Below are 18,731 nucleotides of genomic sequence, written 5' to 3'. Positions count from 1 at the left end.
TATGACAAATCGAAAGCACCATGTGAAAGATAAACAAATAACGACACTCTCAGGATGGTTTCATTCTCCGCTACGGGTTGGGGAACGTGCTATTATTTCTGGGGTCAATGGTTTCTCTATTCTGACATCTCCTATCCTAACGATTTTGGAAGTATCAAATGACAGTATCGTTTTCGAAACAGAAAATACCATTTACCATTTGGTTCATACACCAGAGACCGTATCGGAAGTGATGTGTGCTTGAATAACATATATGAATTGGGAAGCAAGCTTTGTGAATTACTTTCAACTTTAAAGAAAAACCGGGAATACGTTCCACTTGAAATTTTACAGACACAGTATCGGGTTCCTTATGAAACCCTAAAAAAGCAAATTGGTGATACAGCGACAGCTTTTGTAAAAGAAATTACATTATCAAAGCTTATGATAAATCCAGATGTGTCTCTGGAAGAGCAGATTTCTGTTATCCAACAAACCATTACAACATCCGGGATACTCAAAGAAATGGGCTATACCTTATCAAAACTGTATGATGTGGAACTACTGCACAGGCAGGCATTAAAATTAAGGACATATATTGAGGATGCTCTATATCCATATATTGCCCTTCAGGATTGCCTTGTAGTTGATATGGAACGTATAGAGGATACGCCAATTATCTACAATACAATTACCCAAAAGGTTTATGAGAATGGGCAATGGAGTAAACAGGATTTGGATCTGCATGGGAAACTATTAATCTATGTAAAATCCAGTCCTCCTATGCCTGCAGCAACAGAACAAATAAACAATGGATTCTAAATTCAAGAATTTTTTATGTCAAGAAGGGAAACTTTTATGGGTTTCCCTTCTTATGAAAATAATTTCAGTTGTTCATATTCTGCTGTCCGATTCAACAGTATGGGCTTCTTAGCAAGAATAAATTCTACCGCTGCATCCTCCATAATCCAATCTTCCAGTTCTTGTCGTTCCAAAAGCAATGGCATCCGTTCATGCACCGGTGCTACAGAAGCATTTGCCTGCGTAGTCAGAATTACAAAACGATTTTGACCATTATAGATTTGATAACACCCTGCCATAAATAATGTGGCATCCTGCTTTGGACTTTGAAAAGTATATTTTTCTTTGTTTTTACACCATTCGTAAAAGTGATGGGCAGGAATCACACATCTTCGATGCAGCACACTGTCCCGAAAGGTCTTCTTGTCCAGTATAGCCTCTACCCTTGCATTGATAAGCAATCCCTTTCCCTGGAACCTCGGAAATCCCCACTGCATCTGCCTTGCAGCCACTTCCCTACACTCCTTTGTAAGTACAATTGCAGATTCAGACGGATGGATGTCCTGCCCATGCTCTATGATGCAGCCGATATACCGCTTCCCAGGACAAGAAGGCAGAATTTACATCTATATGAAAAATCACTTTTTCCAAACTTAAATGAAAAACTAAATTCCAGCTGTGGATTATCTCAGTAACTATGCGGGATTAAATTCTGTAATGCACCTTAACAATTCTATTTTTTTGTCTTATAATAAACCTGTAAGCACTCATGATTTATGTTTTTATGCATACTAACCGGGCATCTGAAAATAGTGTGCGAGACTAAATTCCACATGCCTTATGTGCAAGACTAAATTCTGGTGCAGTGAAATCTGCCTGTGCTTTACTATTTTATTTTATAAGTTTTGGACTAAGCATAACATCATCAGGTGCGATTGCCTTTAATCCTAATGCTTTGTGCAGTTTGTTGTCCAAGAGTAAAAGAGAGAGTTCATATGGGCTATGTCCATTAAGACTGTCTCTTTTTTCGTTGTTTATGTGATTCATCATAAGTCTGACTTTCTCGTCATTTAAATCAGCGAATGAACTCCCTTTCGGACGGATGTAGCGGATATACTCGTGGTTCTTTTCGCAGGCACCTTTTTGCCAAAAGCTGTATGGATCACAGTAAAAGACCGTCGTGCTTTTACTTCCGTCACAGAATTTCTCCATCTCTTCACGAGCTGAGAATTCTGAACCTCCATCCGTGAGGATCACCGGAAAAAGCTTTTTGAATGCATCCTGTCCTAACACTGTTTCAAGCCATACAAAGACCTCTAACACGCATTCCTGGTCTTGATATTCCAACAGGAACATAAGCATAAGATTGCAGTTGCGGAATGTAAAGGTCAAGAGGGCGCAGCTTTCGCCTTTCATTCCTTCCACGCAGTCCATTTCCACAACATTTATATCTGGATGATCTTTCATATAATTCTGGAAATTTTCGTAGTTATGACCTTGACGATAAGAACGATCTTTTGCACTGGTCTGTGTAGGTTTCTTGCGTTTCTTATAACGTACAGAACGTCTTAAGTCACCATTGCGGACATCGAATACACAATCATTGATGTAGGAGTAAAGTGTTCTTCTGGAGCAACCCAATTCTTCTGCATGAGTAGCATAAATATGACCGATGGACTGATGCTTCTCCTTGATCAATGGAACCAATAAATCATTCATGGATTGAATGCTTTCCGGAGTCTGGTTAATGCCGACTCTGCAATCGACCAGCACGCTACGGTACTCATCATGGGCATATTTGGATGAATAAAACTTTCTGGGCATAAGACAATGGGTCTTTTTACCACAGCCATTACATACGTAGGGAGGTTTATTCAGTTTCTCACATTCAGCTGTCTCATATGCGGGACATATATCAGTGCAGCGAAAGGATGGTTTTCTGCAAAGCTTACAATGAATGCCACACATCTTATCACACAAGCATGTCACCTTACAGTTCTTGCGATGAATACATGGCGGGTGAGTGTAACCTGAATCCGGACGTTCTTTTGTATGTGCGTGGAGACGTACTTCCTTTGATATGGTAGATGGATTTTTACCAATAATCCGTCCAATTTCAGTGAAGCTTTTATTCTCAGTAAGACCTTTCTCGATATCAACACGCTGTTCAAATGTTAAATGTTTCTGATTGCCTTTATTTTTCATAATTATCTCCAATCTGCACAGGCAGGCAATCAGCTGCAAGTACATTATACGGAGTAATGATTATCAAAGACAATATGGCAAATATGTGTGCAAAAGTAACTTCGACCTATATGGAATTTACTCTTGCATTTGGTCCAAAACCGGAATTTAGTTTTTCATTTAAGTTCACTTTTTCCAAACTCACGTTCCCCTCCTTTATATCCCATTATATAGAACATACGTTCTGAAATCAAGAGATAATATTTTCCATATCCATGCTTTCTCTATATATAGTAATTTTCTTCTCAGATTAAACAATATATAGTGGTTTTATATTGACACATACTATATATAGTGTTACACTTACTATGTAATTATTATTTGTGTCATCCGGAAAGGATATACGCACGCAGTTTAGGTTTGTAAAAGTGTCAGAAGTATACCACGCTACCAGCAGGGACTTCTGGCTTTTTTTATTTTGCAGGAAACTGCACGCATTAAAGAATGAACATCCATGTCATTCTCTTTTTTTATGCCTGAACGCAAAGAAAGGAGGAATGAAAGCCGGAACAAATAAGAATTACAACTATACCATAGAAAAGGAGACAAGAATAAAATGAACCACTCTAATGAATTATCAAACGTGGAAAAAATCAAACAACTGGTGGACTATCTGAATTTACAGCGTAACGCTTATTATAATGAGAACAGTCCGAATATCAGTGATGCGGAATATGACCGAATCTTCGATGAATTAGTGGAATTAGAAAAGCAGACAGGCTTTGTCTTATCCAATTCACCGACACAAACCGTAGGCTATACTCCCATCAGTGAACTTCCCAAAGTAAAGCATCCGGTCCCTTTGCTCTCTTTAGATAAGACAAAGCAGGTACAGGACTTGATAAGTTTTGCCGGTAAGCAGCCAGTTCTGTTTATGCTGAAGTTGGACGGATTAACGACTAAATTGGTCTACGAAAATGGAACACTTGTAGAGGCTTCCACGCGTGGCGACGGAGAAATTGGGGAACTTATCACCCATAACATCCCTGCATACGTTGATGTCCCTCTCTCAATTCCATATAAAGGCCGGCTGGTGATTGTTGGAGAATCCTTCATCCCAACCAATGACTTTGAGCGTTTAAAAGAAACCCTCCGAGATGGAAAAGGAGAACCTTACAAAAATGGGCGAAATCTGGCTTCTGGCTCTGTGCGAAGTCTTGATCCGGCAAATTGTGCAGGGCGCTGTCTGCACTTTATGCCTTTTAATGTTCTGGAAGGTCTGGACTCTCCATTTCTCTTTCCAGACAGCAGAGCTATGAAAATTTCCAGCCTGCTTGACTATGGTTTTCAGCCTTGTCCTTATATTGCTGCAAACCAGCCTTTAACCTCGGAACTTGTAAACCAGTATATTGAAAAACTGACTGATCTGGCAGGCAAAAAGCATCTGCCTATTGACGGAATCGTAATGATTTTCGACAGTCTGGACTATTCCCAAAAATGCGGGCGTACCGGACATCATTATAAAGATGGACTGGCTTTTAAGTTTGAAGATGAAACTTACGAAACCACTCTTCGCAATATAGAATGGACACCCACCCGTTTCGGAGAAATTGCACCAGTGGGAATTTTTGACCCTGTGGAAATTGACGGATGCTTTGTTTCCAGAGCAACCCTGCACAATCTGACCTTTATCAAAGAATTAGAATTGGTGCCAGGTTGTAGAATTTCTGTATCAAAACGCAATATGATCATTCCTCATATTGAGGAAAACCTGGAACGTGGTCATTATGTAAATGCAGTTCCTCCTGCATGTCCATGCTGTGGTTCTCAGACTCGTATCTATCAAAGAAAAGGAAATGATGGGCGTCTCATTGAAACAGTGCATTGTGACAATCCCAACTGTGATAGCCAGATCCGAAAACGCTTTACACATTTCGTTGGAAAAAAAGCAATGAACATCGAGGGACTCTCCGAAACTACCTTGGAAAAATTCCTGACTTTGGGTTATCTCCAGACATTTCCGGATATTTACCATCTAAATGAACATCAGGAAGAAATCTTACAGTTGGAAGGTTTCGGTAAAAAATCCTTTGAAAGATTATGGAATTCCATTACTTCCAGCCGGAATACTACCTTTGTCCGATTCCTGGTTTCCATGGATATTCCTATGGTCGGACGAACCAAAAGTAGGATTTTGGATACAGTATTCCACGGCAGTCTGCAGGAATTTTTTGACGCTGCCTCTGGTGACTATGATTTCACCCAGTTAGATGACTTTGGTGATACTCTGAATCAGAATATCCATGACTGGTTCTCTGATGAAAACAATCTAATTCTCTGGCACGAACTCCAAAAAGAACTTATATTTGAAGAAAGAAAGGAAATGAACACTATGATGAAAGAAAATGTATTTACAGGATGTACTATCGTTGCAACAGGAAAACTTGCTCATTTTACAAGGGATGAAATCAACTCCAAGATCATTGAGCTTGGAGCAAAAGCCGGCAGTTCTGTCACAAAAAAGACAGATTATCTGATTTGTGGGGAAAAAGCCGGAAGTAAATTAACAAAAGCTCAGGCTCTCGGTATTAAAATATTGTCTGAAGATGAGTTTCTTGAGATGATTGCGTAAGGAGAAATCTATGAGTATCATTACATCCGTTTTTCATATCTATGGATTTCTTATTACAGAAGAGGCTGCTAATCTTATCCTTCGATATACAGAGGAAGTTTTTCCTGATTTATACAAAGAGTTCTCTGATCCAGAATCACTCTTAACCTTTCAGGAATATCTTTGTGAGAAACTTGATGGCTGTCGTTATGGCACTGCCGAGTCTATGACGGTATGGAGGATCAAAGATCAGGAAGAACTGGACTTAAATCCAGGAGAAGAATTTTATATCATTGAACTTAAAAATTCTTCCCACTTATTTTCACAGGCGTATTCTTCTTATACGGAAGTTATCCAAGAAATTCAAGAAACGTTTGGTGAATTACTTCCTCCCGATTTTCCATTAGATGATTTTCTTGTGGAAATCATGGGCGAAGTCTGGGGATAGTGAAATGGGGTGACGCCCCATTTCAAACATCTTTTGCAACTTTACATTTATAATTATTTTACCGTTGGAAAGCACCTTCTTTTTTGATATAATGAAAGCAAATGGAGGGATAACGTATATGAGTATTCAATCAGATATAGAGATGCTATCAATTGAAGCACTGGAACATCTGGTATTTGAATCTCGAAAGGATATGTAAAACATGGAAGGTAAATATTTTTTTAACGGGAAAGATATTTCAATGAATCTGTATATTCAGATCCGGGATGTTGTCGATATTATTATGGAAAAGAGCCATCTTTCCTTTCCGGATGCCATGGGCAAATTTTATCACTCAAAAACTTACAAAGCCCTGCAAAATACAGAAAATACTCTTTGGGCGGAATCTGCTGGCTATATTGCAGACCGCTATTACGAAGAACAAGAAGAAGCACAAATAAGCAAATAACAAACGAAAAATATGTTTAAGAAGGAACTGCTTGCCATAAGCGGTTCCTTTTTTGTATAAGAAAGAAGGGATTACATGTTTATTAATACCTATTCGAATCATTACCAGCAAACAATTGACCACTTTCATGGAGCATACGCTTTTCTTAGTAACTTCTATCCTTCCCGGATATATTACCGGGGCTACTGGTATGCAAATAATGAGGCTGCTTTCCAGGCACAAAAGACACTTTCCCCTAAAGAACAGCTTCAATTTACCAAATTAAGGAATCCAAAAGATGCAAAAAAACTGGGAAGAGAAGTGCAGCTCCGTTCAGACTGGGAAAGAGTAAAGCTTATGTACATGTATGAAATTTGTATGTGCAAATTCATGCAGAATCCTACCCTATGTAAAGCATTACTTGCTACTGGGAATTGTCACCTTGTTGAAGGAAACAACTGGGGAGATTACTTTTGGGGTTCTGTAAATGGTCATGGCGAAAATCATCTGGGCAAAATTCTTATGGATATACGTGCAAAGCTTCAATTTGAATGTTAAAACATAATTTATCCAATTTTGCACTGTATGAACTGCAAATATTTTGCTATAATGAAAGATAGATTTTAAAGAAAGGATTTGTGCTTATGTATCTGAAGCGTTTTGTCTATGACCGTCTTCTGGATTGGAAAAATGAAGGAGGTCATAGTACCCTGGAAGTCGGTGGAGCTCGTCAGGTTGGAAAAACCTACCTGATACAGAAATTCGCTGACGAAAACTACAAACACAAAATTTATATTAACCTGTTTGAATTAAGCGGCAAACAGTTTATGGAATGTTATAAACAGGCAACCGACTGGACACCTAGAACAAAACGGCGGGAGCATCCTCTCCATGATGCCTTCCAGTTATATGAGCCGGACTTTATTGATTCCGATGATACCGTCATCATTATTGATGAAATTCAGGAATCATCGGAAATTTATAACCGCATCCGGGAGTTCACCCGACAGTTTAAAGCCCATTTCATCGTTACAGGTAGTTATCTTGGAAGAATTTATGATCCGGAGTTTCGCTATTCCAGCGGCGATGTCACCAAACTCACCATCTATACGCTTTCTTTTGAGGAGTTTTTGATGGCCTATGATCAGAATCTGTATGGCGATTACAAAAAAATATCTCTTGTTTCCTCTGAAGCAGAAGTCTATAATCGCTTAAAGGAAACCTATGAGCTGTACTGCCAGATTGGTGGCTATCCCAAAGTGGTCGAAAACTATCTGGAAAACCGGAACATCGTAAAAGCTCAAGGCGAACTCGTAAAAATCATTGATACCTTTACCAATGAATCCATTCGCTATTTTACGGATATTTTGTATACCAAAGTGTTTACCCATATTTTCTTTTCCATCTGCCGTATTTTAAATCGTGAAAAGAAAGGATTTTCAGAAGACAGCATCAGTGAAGAATTGCAAAAACTGGTAACCAAAGACTACTCCAGCAATATTTCAAAGGCTACCTGCAACCGTGCCATTAGCTGGCTGTACTTTTCTGGAATCATTGGATTCTGTGCAAAAATAACAGAAATGGACATTCTGGATTTTAAGTCTGCAAGCCGCTGCTACTTCATGGATATGGGGCTGGCAAATTATTATCTGACACGTACCGGTACCGATTCCCGTGTACTTGCAGGCACATTAAATGAAAATTATGTCTATATCAACCTGAAGAAACGCCAGGATTTTCCACCGGAAATTTCCTTTGAAACCCCAGCTTTTGCTACTTACCGAGGCGGAGAAATTGATTTTTTGGCACAAAGCCTATCTTCTTCCACCCGATATTTAATAGAAGTAAAAGCCGGAAAAGGGACTGCTTCCACTGCCCAGAAAGCTCTGGCTCAGGGAAAAGCAGATAAGCTTCTTTATTTAAAAGGGGCAACCAAAGGAGGGATAGACGGAAAAACAGAAACACTGCCTATTTATTTATTGGAACAATACAAGTTTAATTAAATTTATGTTTACGAAGAGACTACTTGCGAGTGGTCTCTTTTTATTTAGAAGGATCACGAAAAACACAGCACTGAATTAGTGAAAATTTATGAATTTATGAGAATTGGCATAGATGTGATGTTACGGAAAAGGGGTATGGATTTATTCTATTCCCTCTTTTGTCAATGCCAATTCCCATCAAGAAAGGAAGAATTACATGAACAATACAACAACTGAATTACAATGGGGAGATGTCATCTTCAAACCTGGACAACGTGTGCGGACAACCGATGCCAGCGATTATGCAGGATTGGATGGTGTTATTTTGGAAATTCATACCGGCGAAGATAAAGAAACCGACAATCTGACTCCTGATATTCACTGTTGCTTTGATTTTCCTGAGTCTGAAGCAGACATTCGGAAACTAGAGGAACGCTTTTCTTCTCTTTACAATATGCCAAAAAAACTGGATGATCTTGCTTTGGATGAAGTGATTATGTCCCCGGATGAACTGATTTCTATTCCAGAAGAACCCTCTCGTCTTCTTCATTATATTGGTACAGACGAATGGGCTCGCCCGGTATACCAGGATCAATATGGGAAGTTGTGGAAAGATGTAGAACTTGGTGACTTTGAAATTCCTCATCTGCACTCTGCAGTCGGAAATGAATTTGATGGAGAACCGGATATGCCTATCCGGAAACCATTTAGAATTTTAACAGATAAACCGAAAAATCCTTATGAATTTCAGTACATGATGCTTAGTCGTTTACAAAGCGACTGTGAGTATTACTTGAATTACGGAAACCGTTGTACTGGACATCTGTACTATCACAATGAAAGCAAACAAATTGCCGCCATGAAAAAACTCTGGAATGAATTTCCGGATGATGGGAAACCAGAATGGTTGACATGGAAACAAATCCTAGAATACGAAAAAGCAATGTGTTCAGACACAAAATAATAGAACCGCCATAAAAATATTTTTTTTAAGGAGAATGATTATGAATTCAATAAAAGAACTAAAAGAACAATTAGGATATGAAGAAATCGGTCTCGATGATACATTTACATTTCACTGTACCCAATGCGGAAAGTGCTGCATCCACCGGGAGGATATTCTCTTATCCCCGAAAGATCTGTTTAACATAGCAAAAAAATTTCAAATTACACCAGCGGAAGCCTTGGAACAATATTGTGAAACTTATATTGGATGTAACTCCCGTTTCCCGATAGTCCGCCTGAGACCACAAGGAAGTGTCAAACGCTGCCCTTTATTAAAGGATCAGAAATGTTTGGTTCATGATGTAAAACCGACTGTCTGTGCCATGTTTCCGATTGGTCGGTATCTTACCCTTTCTGCGGATGATAGTTTTCCGAAAAATCCAGAAGAACTGTCTGTTGGATATATCTTTAATAATCCTGAGTGCGGAGACGGAATCGAAACACATACCGTCCGAGAATGGTTTCGTAGTTTTAACATTCCACTAAAAGATGACTATTTCTTTACATGGACAAGAACACAGGCAACACTCTGCAAACATCTACAATTTCTGGAAGAACACATATCAGAAAAGACCATGATTTCAATATGGAATGCTACTTTGATAACTCTGTATCTGAACTATGATATTACAGAAGATTTTCAAACGCAATTTCAGCAAAATTCAGATGCAATCCTATCCTTAATTGAAACACTAGGAACTGTTGACATTCCTAAGAAATCATAAACAACTATAAATACTTTGAGCCGACCAGTTTTGGACGGCTCTTTTTCATATCACTTTACATTCTGGCAGCTCTTTTGTTTCCTGTTCTTGTCACACGCAATCCATTCATCCAAAGTAAGCGGCTGATAATTTGAATACATACAAAAACAGTTAATCATATTACATGGAATATGCTGTGTTTCCCCCTGTGTATTCAGAAATGTTGTTTCAGATGTGATTCCTTGAAATCTTTCCAGCAATCTCTGATCCTGCGTATCGTGTACATGTCCATACAACATATAGGTTTTTGGGTTTCCTTCTGCATTCAATTTATACTGTCCGTTATAACACATAATAGGATAATGACAAAGTATCACTTTTCTCTTATTATCGCTAAGTTCCTCATACATTTTAATCCACTCAAAGCGTGAACTGTCGAAGTTTGGATCCTTGACATAGTGGTCATGGTTTCCCTGTATCAGATATAGACGTCCGTTCAATTTCTGAAGCAACTGGTTTGTTTCTTCAGATTTCCCCCATGATAAATCCCCTAAGATAACAACTTCATCCCTATTACGCACTTTACTATTCCACTGTTTCAGCATATAATCATTCATTGCATTTACATTTGCAAATCCACGTTTATCCATTTTTGTATTCAAATTTTCATGAAAGAAATGTAAATCTGCAATATAATATCTCATTTTATATCATTCCCTCAATCTTGTTTAAATTATCAATATTTACAATTGCCCAGAACACTCTTTTTAAATCTTTCCCTTTCAAAGTTGATGCCGGGATTACCGAATCTTTACCAAATTCCTGAATAAACTGATTTCTGAGTTCACGAATTTTTTGTCCTTTTTCTGGTCCCGATAAATGCTCCATACCTAATTTTTTTTCAATCTCTAATGCCTGTTTTACTTTATCCCAACCCATGCCTGAAATCATCAGTTCATACATCAAGCGAACCAGTGATGCTCCGCAGGCAACCGTTTTGGGATCATACTGCACTTTCCTGTTTAAATATAACGAATGAAAATCATTAATAAACTTTTTCAATTCTGCATCTTCACCGCTATCGGCTTGTTGATAACGCAAAAGCTGTTTCTCAACATCTTCTACGATATATTTAGGTTCATAATCTCTTCTCTCCAGCGTGCTCCCCAGTGTAATCTTCCTTGTATTCCATTCTTGTTCTGCCCGTTTTAAATACTTTTCTTTCACAACAGAGCATTGCATCTCGGATATACAGTTTCTGGACAACATCATAATATCATAGAACTGCTTCACCTGTTCATCCAGCCTTTCATTTTGTACGCCAATCGTATTACAACCTAATGTGGTGAGCTTATCCGCAAATAAATAATTCAATGGAAGGATCTGATAGTTCCATGAACTGTTTACTGCAAATATGTTTTCTCCCGTTCTTCTTTCATATTCCCATTTTTCTGGCTGGAGAATAAATTCTATTTTTAATTCCTGATAGGGAATACTCTCTCTATCCATATTACGTTCTGCATTGGATAGTACAGAAGGAACTTTCATGTAATATGTATGTAATGGAAGATTTGTTTTCGGATTCTTAGGGCTATGTTTATGAAAGTAAAACAATTCGTCTTCTGTCCCCAAATATTCTTCGATTTTCCTCAATGTTTCCTTTATTTCCTCTTCTGTTCCAAAAAATAACATATCAATGTCTACACTTGTTCTTTGAGCATCCCTTGGCAGATAAAACTGCGTGGCTGCACCACCTTTCAATATTATTTTATCTCCTAGTATTTTCTGAATATGCAAGAATAATTCAAGATCCCATAAAAACAGTTCCATTCTTGCCATATTTTTAAACCCAAATTCTTCCATTCTCTTCTGAAAGGTTTCTCTCTGAAATGCTTCCTCTTTATGAAATAACTTTTTGTAATCCAAATTTTATTCTTCCCTTCTAAGTATTTTTCCAAACTCTATTGCCGAATCTGTAATAAACCGATTTTCAACGATAAAGCGAATATCATATTGTATATTCCTTCTTGATGCTACTGTTATCAGCTTCTTTTTATCTATATTTCCCAATCTGCTGAGATTCTGATAAATTCTTACCAATTCTTGCAATGATAGTGGATATCCATTTCTCGTTATTGCAAAATAAAGATCTACAAAAGCCTTCTCTATACTTGCCAGACCTTCACTACTGTACTGAAAATCCTCCGTTGTGTATAAAATCACCTGCATATTATGGCTACCTGAAAGCATAGCATCTTCATACATTTTTTTCGTGTATTGTGGTTCTATCACCTCAAATCCTTCTGCTAATAAATTGTTATATATTTCCTCTTTTGCTGCTTTTTCAATAAATGCAATGACAGGATATTGTTCTGGTATGTGTAACATATATTTTGCCAAAATATCCAAACCGGATATATAATAATAAAATCCCAGCTCATCCATGTAATTTTTCAATTTTTGGGCTGTTTCACATAAAATAATTCCCTGTCTGCCTTTCAAATCATTGAAGGAAAATACACCGTTTCGCACTCTCTTAATGTAACCCGCCTCTACTAATTTAGAAAGATTCCAATATAAAGTAGACTTTTTTAACTCCGGGAAAAGGGGAATTACTTCATCTGTATAAAAGGTAGTTTGATTCCCAAGATTTTGTTTGATTATCTCGTATTTTTTTTCTAATGCTGTTTTGCTATTCATACTACACCTACTTTCTTTTCGTAGTATATCACATAGCACCTATAAATTCAATAAAACAAACGCAAAGTTTATATTTGCGTTTGTTTTATTGTTTTTATTCATAATTCAATCTATTTGCAAATATATTTGTAATTTCAATAAAAAATACGCAAATACTATATTTGCGTATTTTTATTGAAACTCACTAGAACTGCAACAGCAGCTCATATAGCATCCTATAACGTTTTCCAATCCAGCCTATTCTTTATAATGGAATGATCCTTGGAACTTGTACTCCTGCTGTAATTCCCATTTCTATCTTTCTCCTATAATCCCGAAAACTATGGATACGAAACCCAGGCATTCCCCAAGCACAAGAAATTTTGCGAACATAGTACTCGTTTGATTTTGTGAATATTTTCCCTTGCTTCCTGTGCAATAACTTCATAATCCGTAACGACTGAGTTGAAATCTTAGGAAACGTTCCATTAACTTTTTTATACAAATCTCCTCTTTTGGTTTCTTCCAAAATAATAGTTTTTCCATGCATACAGGACCATTCTATACATGGAATATCTGCACTTCTTATCCCTGTTTCCATTGCAATTCTCAAAAATAAGGAAGTTTCAAAATCCTTTTTATATAGGAATTGATCTGCTATCATCTTGTAATGATCAACAAAATAAATTTCTCCTATCTTTCTTTGTAGTTCTGCCAAAGATATGCTATTCAGCCATTCCAGTTTTCCTCTGTATTTTTCAACAAATATCATCCCCTGCTCAGCTTCAAAAGATTGCCTCAAATCACGGATAGCCTCTGACCAACATTTTCTTTGTCCAGGTAACAATAAACATACCATTTTCTGTAAAAATTTTTCTTCACTATTCGGATTCCACTGTATTAAACGCTTTAGTTCTTCATAGGCTTGATTTACTTTATATTCCATTGTACTATTTCTCATCTTCAGATTCTCCTTCGTATGGCTCTAAAATCTTTGAAGCCCTCTCCACAAACATCCTGTCTGCCCCTGAAATCTCATATTCTTTCCAAAGTGTCTTATGTATCTGTTCCTCTGTTAAATCCCTACACTTTTCTTGCAGCATACGGACAAATGGATATATCATAGTCGCATGAATATTTTTCCCGGACCGTACCATATCTCCTTCCATTTGATATGCTTCCTGTAAGCATTCCAGTATAATGCGAACATCCGTAACACTTTCTCTCATTGCGCTTCCCCTCATCAGGCTTATCCTCCTATTTACATACGTACTCTCAGTCCATCTAATCTCGACACGTTCAGTCCAACCAGATACCAGTCATCTCCCATTTCAATTCGGACCGGAACCCAAACATCTTTCACCTTTACATCGAAACATTCCCCGCAATGTAGTCCTCCATAAAAAGATTCCAAATCAAAACGTATATCATACCTCCCTGTTTCAGTATCATAAAACAATGTTCCTTCTCTGTGTTCACTCATAACATCTGCCTCCTTAAATTTTTCTTTTACTTAGTAATTACCTCATACCTATACAGATTGAAGAAATTCCGGAAAATTTTCATAAAAGTTTTTCCGATACCGATAATAGGTAGAAGAAGTTAACCCCAACTCCCGCTGCAGTTGTGTTGGTGTTACCTTCTTTTGTACCACCCTCATAAATTCCTGGTTAAACTTTTCCTGTTCTATAGCCCGTGGTCTTCCTACTTCATCCCATTCACCCCGAAGCCTTTTTGCCTCCATACCTTCCTTTTGTCGCTTCTCCTTTTTCTCCATCTCTGCCTGTGCCATGGATGCATAGAGTTCAATCATCATATTATTGATTGTTTCTATCATCATCTTTGCCAGATTATTTTCCATCTGAGACAGGTCAAACAACGTGGTAGGAAGTTCCAATACCATTACCCGAACCCCTTTTTCTTCTAAAAAACGTAGCTGCTTTAAAATCTCCTGCTTGTTCCTGCCAAGTCTGTCCAGCTCTGTAATAATCAGGGTATCCCCTACCCGTAAAACATCTTCCACAAGAACGGTATAACGTGGTCTGTCAAAATTTTTACCGGTTATCTTATCTGTAAAAATACTTTCCAGTTTAATTTTCTGATTTTCACAGAACCTCTTTATTTCTATAATACCTCGGTCCAAGTGTTGTTCCTTAGTACTGATTCTGTGATACCCATAATATGCCATACGTATCCCCCTTTATACATTCCCAAAAAGTCTTAAAATATTTTGGCATATCTCAAAACCTTCTTATATACTTTTTGGAAATAAAAAAATAGCCTATTACATCTCCCATCAAAAAGCATACTTTTTGGGAGGTGACTTTCACTACTTCTGTACGCAAGATGGCATAAAAAAGCAACAAAAAAAGACAGAGGTTTTAAAAAATTCCCTCTGTCTTCAGATCAACTATTCTGGAAAGATGTCCATCTTTTTTCCTTCAAATTTATATCCTACACCTCTCACTGTTTTAATATAGCGGCATCGCTTTAGCTCCGGTTCGATTTTCTTTCTCATACTGGATATCAGACAGTACACAATATTATCAATGCTTTCCGGCAACTCCTCGTTATAAAGAATCTCAAAAATTTTTTCTTTAGTAAATATCACACCTGGTCTCCCTGACAAAAGCATAAACAATTCATATTCTGCTTTCGTTAAGACGATCTCCGTCTGCCCTCTATAAATCTTATGATAATCCGGATAAATCCTAAAATCGGAATTTTCTTCATCCTCTCCCAGAATGCTTTTTATATTTTCCGCCACATATTCTTTGTATCCCAATACAGTTGAAATAGTTACTTTCCCCAAGCTACACTTCCCTTCTGTTTTCTCTTATTTGGAAATCTCATCACACAAATTCCTTTTAAAAATGATTCTCCATTCTCCATTCATTAATAAGCTGCACAACCTGAGTCAAATTGGTATACCAGATATAATGTCCTCCATTTACAATATATAACTGGTGATTACCAGATTCTAAATCCAATTGATTTCTATGAGCAGTCTCCCATGCCGGAACATTTTGTACATTCTCTGAAGAAATCATAGTTAATACAGGAAGTGCCGATGGGAATTTTTTATTTTTTATAGAGAGTAATGACTGATCCATCCCGTTCACTTCATTTCTAATCGTATCGTTGCTGCTTAAAGAATATGCCTGAATGTATTCCTCCCCATCACTCTCCGTATAAGTGTACCCGGAAACCTGTGGTAATGCTGCCCCATATTTATCTGGATCTGTTTTCAGTGCCGTCTGGAATTCTTCCAAAGAAGAAAAGGAATTCTTGATTTTCTGAAATTCATCAATTCCCTGCAGCATATATTTCTTTTCCATTTCCATAGCCTCTGCCAGTTCTTCATCATATACCGTATTATCAACAGCAATGAAACCTTTTACTTTTTCCGGATAATTCTGTACAAAGTTGAGTCCATATACTCCAGAAATCGAATGTACCAGCAATACACACTGCTTAATTCCCATGGTGTCCAGTGCAGCATTCAATTCACTATTGATATTATCTACAGTTCGGTTAGTCGATGCACCATCACTAAGTCCATATCCAAACGGCTCTACAATCACTATGTTAAAACTCTCATCTAAAGATTGTGCCAGAGGTTTGAAGTAGATATGCGGTGATGGAACTCCCAGTGCCGGCATCATCACCAATGTGGTTTTTCCTTCATCTGCAAATTTTTCACCACTTGCATCCAATTTTCCATACAAAGCAAGATGCATATTATTACCTTTCACTGTGATATATTTACTCGCATACCCAACTTGTGTCTTTTCCATAGCATGTACCATATTAGAATTTCCTATCAGAAATACAAACAGCATCGCAACCGCCACAATTCTTGAGATTCTCTTTTTGTATCTTCTCATACGCTTCCCCCTAAGTAAATTATTCCAAATATTTTTTCAGTTCTTCTACCCTATCTAATCTTTCCCATGGAAGGTTAATATCGTCTCTCCCAAAATGTCCATAGGCTGCCGTCTGTTTATAAATTGGACGGCGAAGATCCAACATCTGAATGATTCCTGCTGGTCGCAGATCGAATTCTCTTCTTATGATCTCTACCAGACTCTCATCTGAAATTTTTCCGGTTCCAAAAGTGTCTACCATAATAGAGGTCGGATGTGCTACCCCAATTGCGTAAGACAACTGAATTTCACATTTTTTTGCCAGACCTGCGGCCACAATATTCTTCGCAACATAACGAGCAGCATAAGATGCAGAACGATCTACTTTCGTACAGTCTTTTCCAGAAAAAGCTCCGCCGCCATGCCGTGCCATACCACCGTATGTATCTACAATAATCTTGCGTCCTGTTACACCACTATCTCCGTGAGGACCACCGATGACAAAACGCCCTGTTGGATTGATGAAAAATTTTGTATTCTCATCTACCAGTTCTGTTGGAATAATCGGTTCCAATACATATTTTTTTATATCATCATGGATCTGCTCCTGTGTCACATCTGGATCATGCTGTGTTGACAGAACCACTGCATCAAGCCGGTGCGGAATACCTGCTTCGTCATATTCTATAGTAACCTGACTCTTACCGTCCGGTCTTAAATATGGCAATACACCATCTTTGCGAATTTTGGTAAGCTGCCGAGTCAATTTGTGTGCCAGTGAAATTGGATATGGCATAAATTCATTCGTTTCGTCACATGCGTAACCAAACATCATACCCTGATCCCCAGCACCAATTGCATCAAGCTCTTCTTCTGACATTTTGTGTTCTTTTGCTTCCAATGCCTTATTCACGCCCAAAGCAATATCTGCTGACTGCTCATCAATTGCCGTTAAGACGGCACAGGTATGTGCATCAAATCCATAATCTCCATTGTCATAACCAATTTCTTTGATTGTTTCTCTGACCACCTGCTGCATATCTATATATGCATTGGTCGTGATTTCTCCCATCACCAATACCATACCCGTTGTAATCGCAGTCTCACAGGCTACTCTGCTCATCGGATCCTTCTCCATAAGAGCATCTAATATGGCATCTGATATGGCATCACACATTTTGTCTGGATGCCCTTCTGTTACCGATTCCGAGGTAAATAATCTTTTCTCCATAGTGAATTCTCCTTTGTATCAATATTTCATATTTATCAATAACATAAAATATCTTTGCCATGATTACTATACTTTTTGTCTATATTGACATTTTCTTTGCCTGATTGGCACTTCCAATTTATAATAAAAAGTAAAAAAGCAGTGCCATAAGTACACTGCTTCTTTAAATCAACCTTCAATTCACTGCTATTCATCAAATTAATACCCCTATACGTTTAAACAATATGGTTCTCATTATACTTATGTAATTGACCGCCCAATAATCTTTTCCCAATAATAATCCAGGTGTCTCTGTTATATTGATCCATATCCCTATACAATTCCATAATTTCTTTTCTATCATTTTGCTCCCGCTGCTGTTGTTCTTCCTCTTTTCTCAATATATAATCAATTGGAACTCTAAAAAATTTAGATAATGCAAGTAGCATATCTCCCGGAATATTCTCATCTCCATTTTCATATTTACTAATTGTCTGCTGACTAACTCCTATTTCTTCACCAAGCCTTGTCTGTGTCAAACCTAATTTTTTCCTTAATTCAGCAATTCGATTCACAAGTATACACCTCCATGCATCCATTTTACACTTTAATACGCCTCGTTTTACTCTTATTAGTTGTTTTACTACTATATATAGTGGTATACTATGGTATTACTATAATTCAGTAATCGTTAACAGATTTTTGAATATTCTTTTCCCTGTGTTCTTCCATAAAATTCCGTATTTTATAAAACTTAAAATACAAAAATCCAATATCCATCTTTGGTTCTGGCATTCGTATTCAATCCCAAACGTAGAAATACAGAAGCACTATG

Annotated in this window: 22 protein-coding genes; 9 read left to right on the top strand and 13 right to left on the bottom strand. The window is 37.6% G+C overall.

Annotated features, from left to right (window positions below; genetic code table 11):
- Position 1: 1 nt before the first annotated feature.
- Both BN3261_RS01240 and BN3261_RS01235 read left to right on the top strand, forming a co-directional pair.
- A complete protein-coding gene (locus BN3261_RS01240; RefSeq protein ID WP_015526832.1) occupies positions 2-244 on the top strand; it encodes a hypothetical protein in 243 nt (80 codons plus the stop codon).
- Positions 241-801 carry a hypothetical protein gene (locus BN3261_RS01235; protein ID WP_025580515.1) on the top strand — a complete coding sequence of 187 codons (561 nt, stop codon included), beginning with the start codon at positions 241-243 and terminating at the stop codon, positions 799-801. The genes BN3261_RS01240 and BN3261_RS01235 overlap by 4 nt, the downstream gene beginning before the upstream one ends.
- A gap of 50 nt (positions 802-851) precedes the next feature.
- On the opposite strand, the gene BN3261_RS01230 is transcribed toward BN3261_RS01235, so the two are convergent.
- Together BN3261_RS01230 and BN3261_RS01225 are read right to left on the bottom strand one after the other, a co-directional pair.
- Positions 852-1,292: an SOS response-associated peptidase gene (locus BN3261_RS01230; protein WP_235812326.1), complete on the bottom strand. Its 441-nt coding sequence runs from the start codon at positions 1,290-1,292 to the stop codon at positions 852-854.
- Positions 1,293-1,671: 379 nt separating this feature from the next.
- Complete coding sequence (locus tag BN3261_RS01225; RefSeq protein ID WP_173702612.1) at positions 1,672-2,985, bottom strand: IS30 family transposase; 1,314 nt, start codon at positions 2,983-2,985, stop codon at positions 1,672-1,674.
- A 595-nt stretch (positions 2,986-3,580) separates the two neighbouring features.
- Here BN3261_RS01225 and ligA point away from each other — a divergent pair.
- The 7 genes from ligA (at position 3,581) to BN3261_RS01190 (ending at position 10,162) form a co-directional block, all read left to right on the top strand.
- A complete protein-coding gene (gene ligA / locus BN3261_RS01220; RefSeq protein WP_059085278.1) occupies positions 3,581-5,596 on the top strand; it encodes an NAD-dependent DNA ligase LigA in 2,016 nt (671 codons plus the stop codon).
- Positions 5,597-5,606: 10 nt separating this feature from the next.
- Positions 5,607-6,023, top strand: a complete 417-nt coding sequence (locus BN3261_RS01215) for a hypothetical protein (protein WP_059085277.1) — start codon at positions 5,607-5,609, stop codon at positions 6,021-6,023.
- Between the two features lie 202 nt (positions 6,024-6,225).
- Positions 6,226-6,471 (top strand): hypothetical protein, encoded by a 246-nt coding sequence (locus tag BN3261_RS01210; protein ID WP_054350800.1) that lies wholly within the window; start codon positions 6,226-6,228, stop codon positions 6,469-6,471.
- 75 nt (positions 6,472-6,546) lie between these two features.
- A complete protein-coding gene (locus BN3261_RS01205; RefSeq protein ID WP_055151575.1) occupies positions 6,547-7,008 on the top strand; it encodes a riboflavin biosynthesis intermediates N-glycosidase in 462 nt (153 codons plus the stop codon).
- 86 nt (positions 7,009-7,094) lie between these two features.
- Positions 7,095-8,453, top strand: a complete 1,359-nt coding sequence (locus BN3261_RS01200; RefSeq protein ID WP_059085276.1) for an ATP-binding protein — start codon at positions 7,095-7,097, stop codon at positions 8,451-8,453.
- 196 nt (positions 8,454-8,649) lie between these two features.
- On the top strand, positions 8,650-9,396 hold the full coding sequence (locus BN3261_RS17865; RefSeq protein ID WP_015526828.1) for an LPD11 domain-containing protein: 747 nt from the start codon (positions 8,650-8,652) through the stop codon (positions 9,394-9,396).
- Between the two features lie 40 nt (positions 9,397-9,436).
- Positions 9,437-10,162, top strand: coding sequence for a YkgJ family cysteine cluster protein (locus tag BN3261_RS01190; RefSeq protein ID WP_015526827.1), 726 nt, complete (start codon positions 9,437-9,439; stop codon positions 10,160-10,162).
- Positions 10,163-10,212: 50 nt separating this feature from the next.
- On the opposite strand, the gene BN3261_RS01185 is transcribed toward BN3261_RS01190, so the two are convergent.
- From BN3261_RS01185 to BN3261_RS01135, 11 genes are all read right to left on the bottom strand, one after another.
- A complete protein-coding gene (locus BN3261_RS01185) occupies positions 10,213-10,845 on the bottom strand; it encodes a metallophosphoesterase (RefSeq protein ID WP_015526826.1) in 633 nt (210 codons plus the stop codon).
- Between the two features lies 1 nt (position 10,846).
- On the bottom strand, positions 10,847-12,067 hold the full coding sequence (locus BN3261_RS01180; RefSeq protein WP_025579064.1) for a nucleotidyl transferase AbiEii/AbiGii toxin family protein: 1,221 nt from the start codon (positions 12,065-12,067) through the stop codon (positions 10,847-10,849).
- A gap of 3 nt (positions 12,068-12,070) precedes the next feature.
- Entirely contained in the window at positions 12,071-12,841 is a 771-nt protein-coding gene (locus tag BN3261_RS01175) for a DUF6577 family protein (RefSeq protein WP_025579065.1), read from the bottom strand.
- A gap of 244 nt (positions 12,842-13,085) precedes the next feature.
- Positions 13,086-13,781, bottom strand: a complete 696-nt coding sequence (locus BN3261_RS01170) for a hypothetical protein (RefSeq protein ID WP_059085275.1) — start codon at positions 13,779-13,781, stop codon at positions 13,086-13,088.
- Entirely contained in the window at positions 13,771-13,989 is a 219-nt protein-coding gene (locus BN3261_RS01165) for a hypothetical protein (RefSeq protein ID WP_227752271.1), read from the bottom strand. The genes BN3261_RS01170 and BN3261_RS01165 overlap by 11 nt, the downstream gene beginning before the upstream one ends.
- Positions 13,990-14,081: 92 nt before the next feature.
- The gene (locus tag BN3261_RS01160) at positions 14,082-14,303 is read right to left on the bottom strand and encodes a DUF5348 domain-containing protein (RefSeq protein ID WP_004842190.1); all 222 of its coding nucleotides are present in this window, start codon (positions 14,301-14,303) and stop codon (positions 14,082-14,084) included.
- Between the two features lie 48 nt (positions 14,304-14,351).
- On the bottom strand, positions 14,352-15,008 hold the full coding sequence (locus BN3261_RS01155; protein WP_004842188.1) for a recombinase family protein: 657 nt from the start codon (positions 15,006-15,008) through the stop codon (positions 14,352-14,354).
- 222 nt (positions 15,009-15,230) lie between these two features.
- Positions 15,231-15,632 (bottom strand): winged helix-turn-helix domain-containing protein, encoded by a 402-nt coding sequence (locus BN3261_RS01150; protein WP_059085274.1) that lies wholly within the window; start codon positions 15,630-15,632, stop codon positions 15,231-15,233.
- Between the two features lie 55 nt (positions 15,633-15,687).
- Entirely contained in the window at positions 15,688-16,707 is a 1,020-nt protein-coding gene (locus BN3261_RS01145; protein WP_059085273.1) for an alpha/beta fold hydrolase, read from the bottom strand.
- Between the two features lie 19 nt (positions 16,708-16,726).
- Positions 16,727-17,917 carry a methionine adenosyltransferase gene (metK, locus tag BN3261_RS01140; RefSeq protein WP_004842184.1) on the bottom strand — a complete coding sequence of 397 codons (1,191 nt, stop codon included), beginning with the start codon at positions 17,915-17,917 and terminating at the stop codon, positions 16,727-16,729.
- A 215-nt stretch (positions 17,918-18,132) separates the two neighbouring features.
- On the bottom strand, positions 18,133-18,471 hold the full coding sequence (locus BN3261_RS01135) for a helix-turn-helix domain-containing protein (protein ID WP_227218296.1): 339 nt from the start codon (positions 18,469-18,471) through the stop codon (positions 18,133-18,135).
- Between the last annotated feature and the right edge of the window lie 260 nt (positions 18,472-18,731).

The organism is Blautia massiliensis (ex Durand et al. 2017), from assembly GCF_001487165.1.
In the GTDB taxonomy this organism is placed as follows: domain Bacteria; phylum Bacillota; class Clostridia; order Lachnospirales; family Lachnospiraceae; genus Blautia_A; species Blautia_A fusiformis.
The sequence above is the reverse complement of the archived record's forward strand: the minus strand, read 5'-3'. Positions and strand labels throughout refer to the sequence as shown.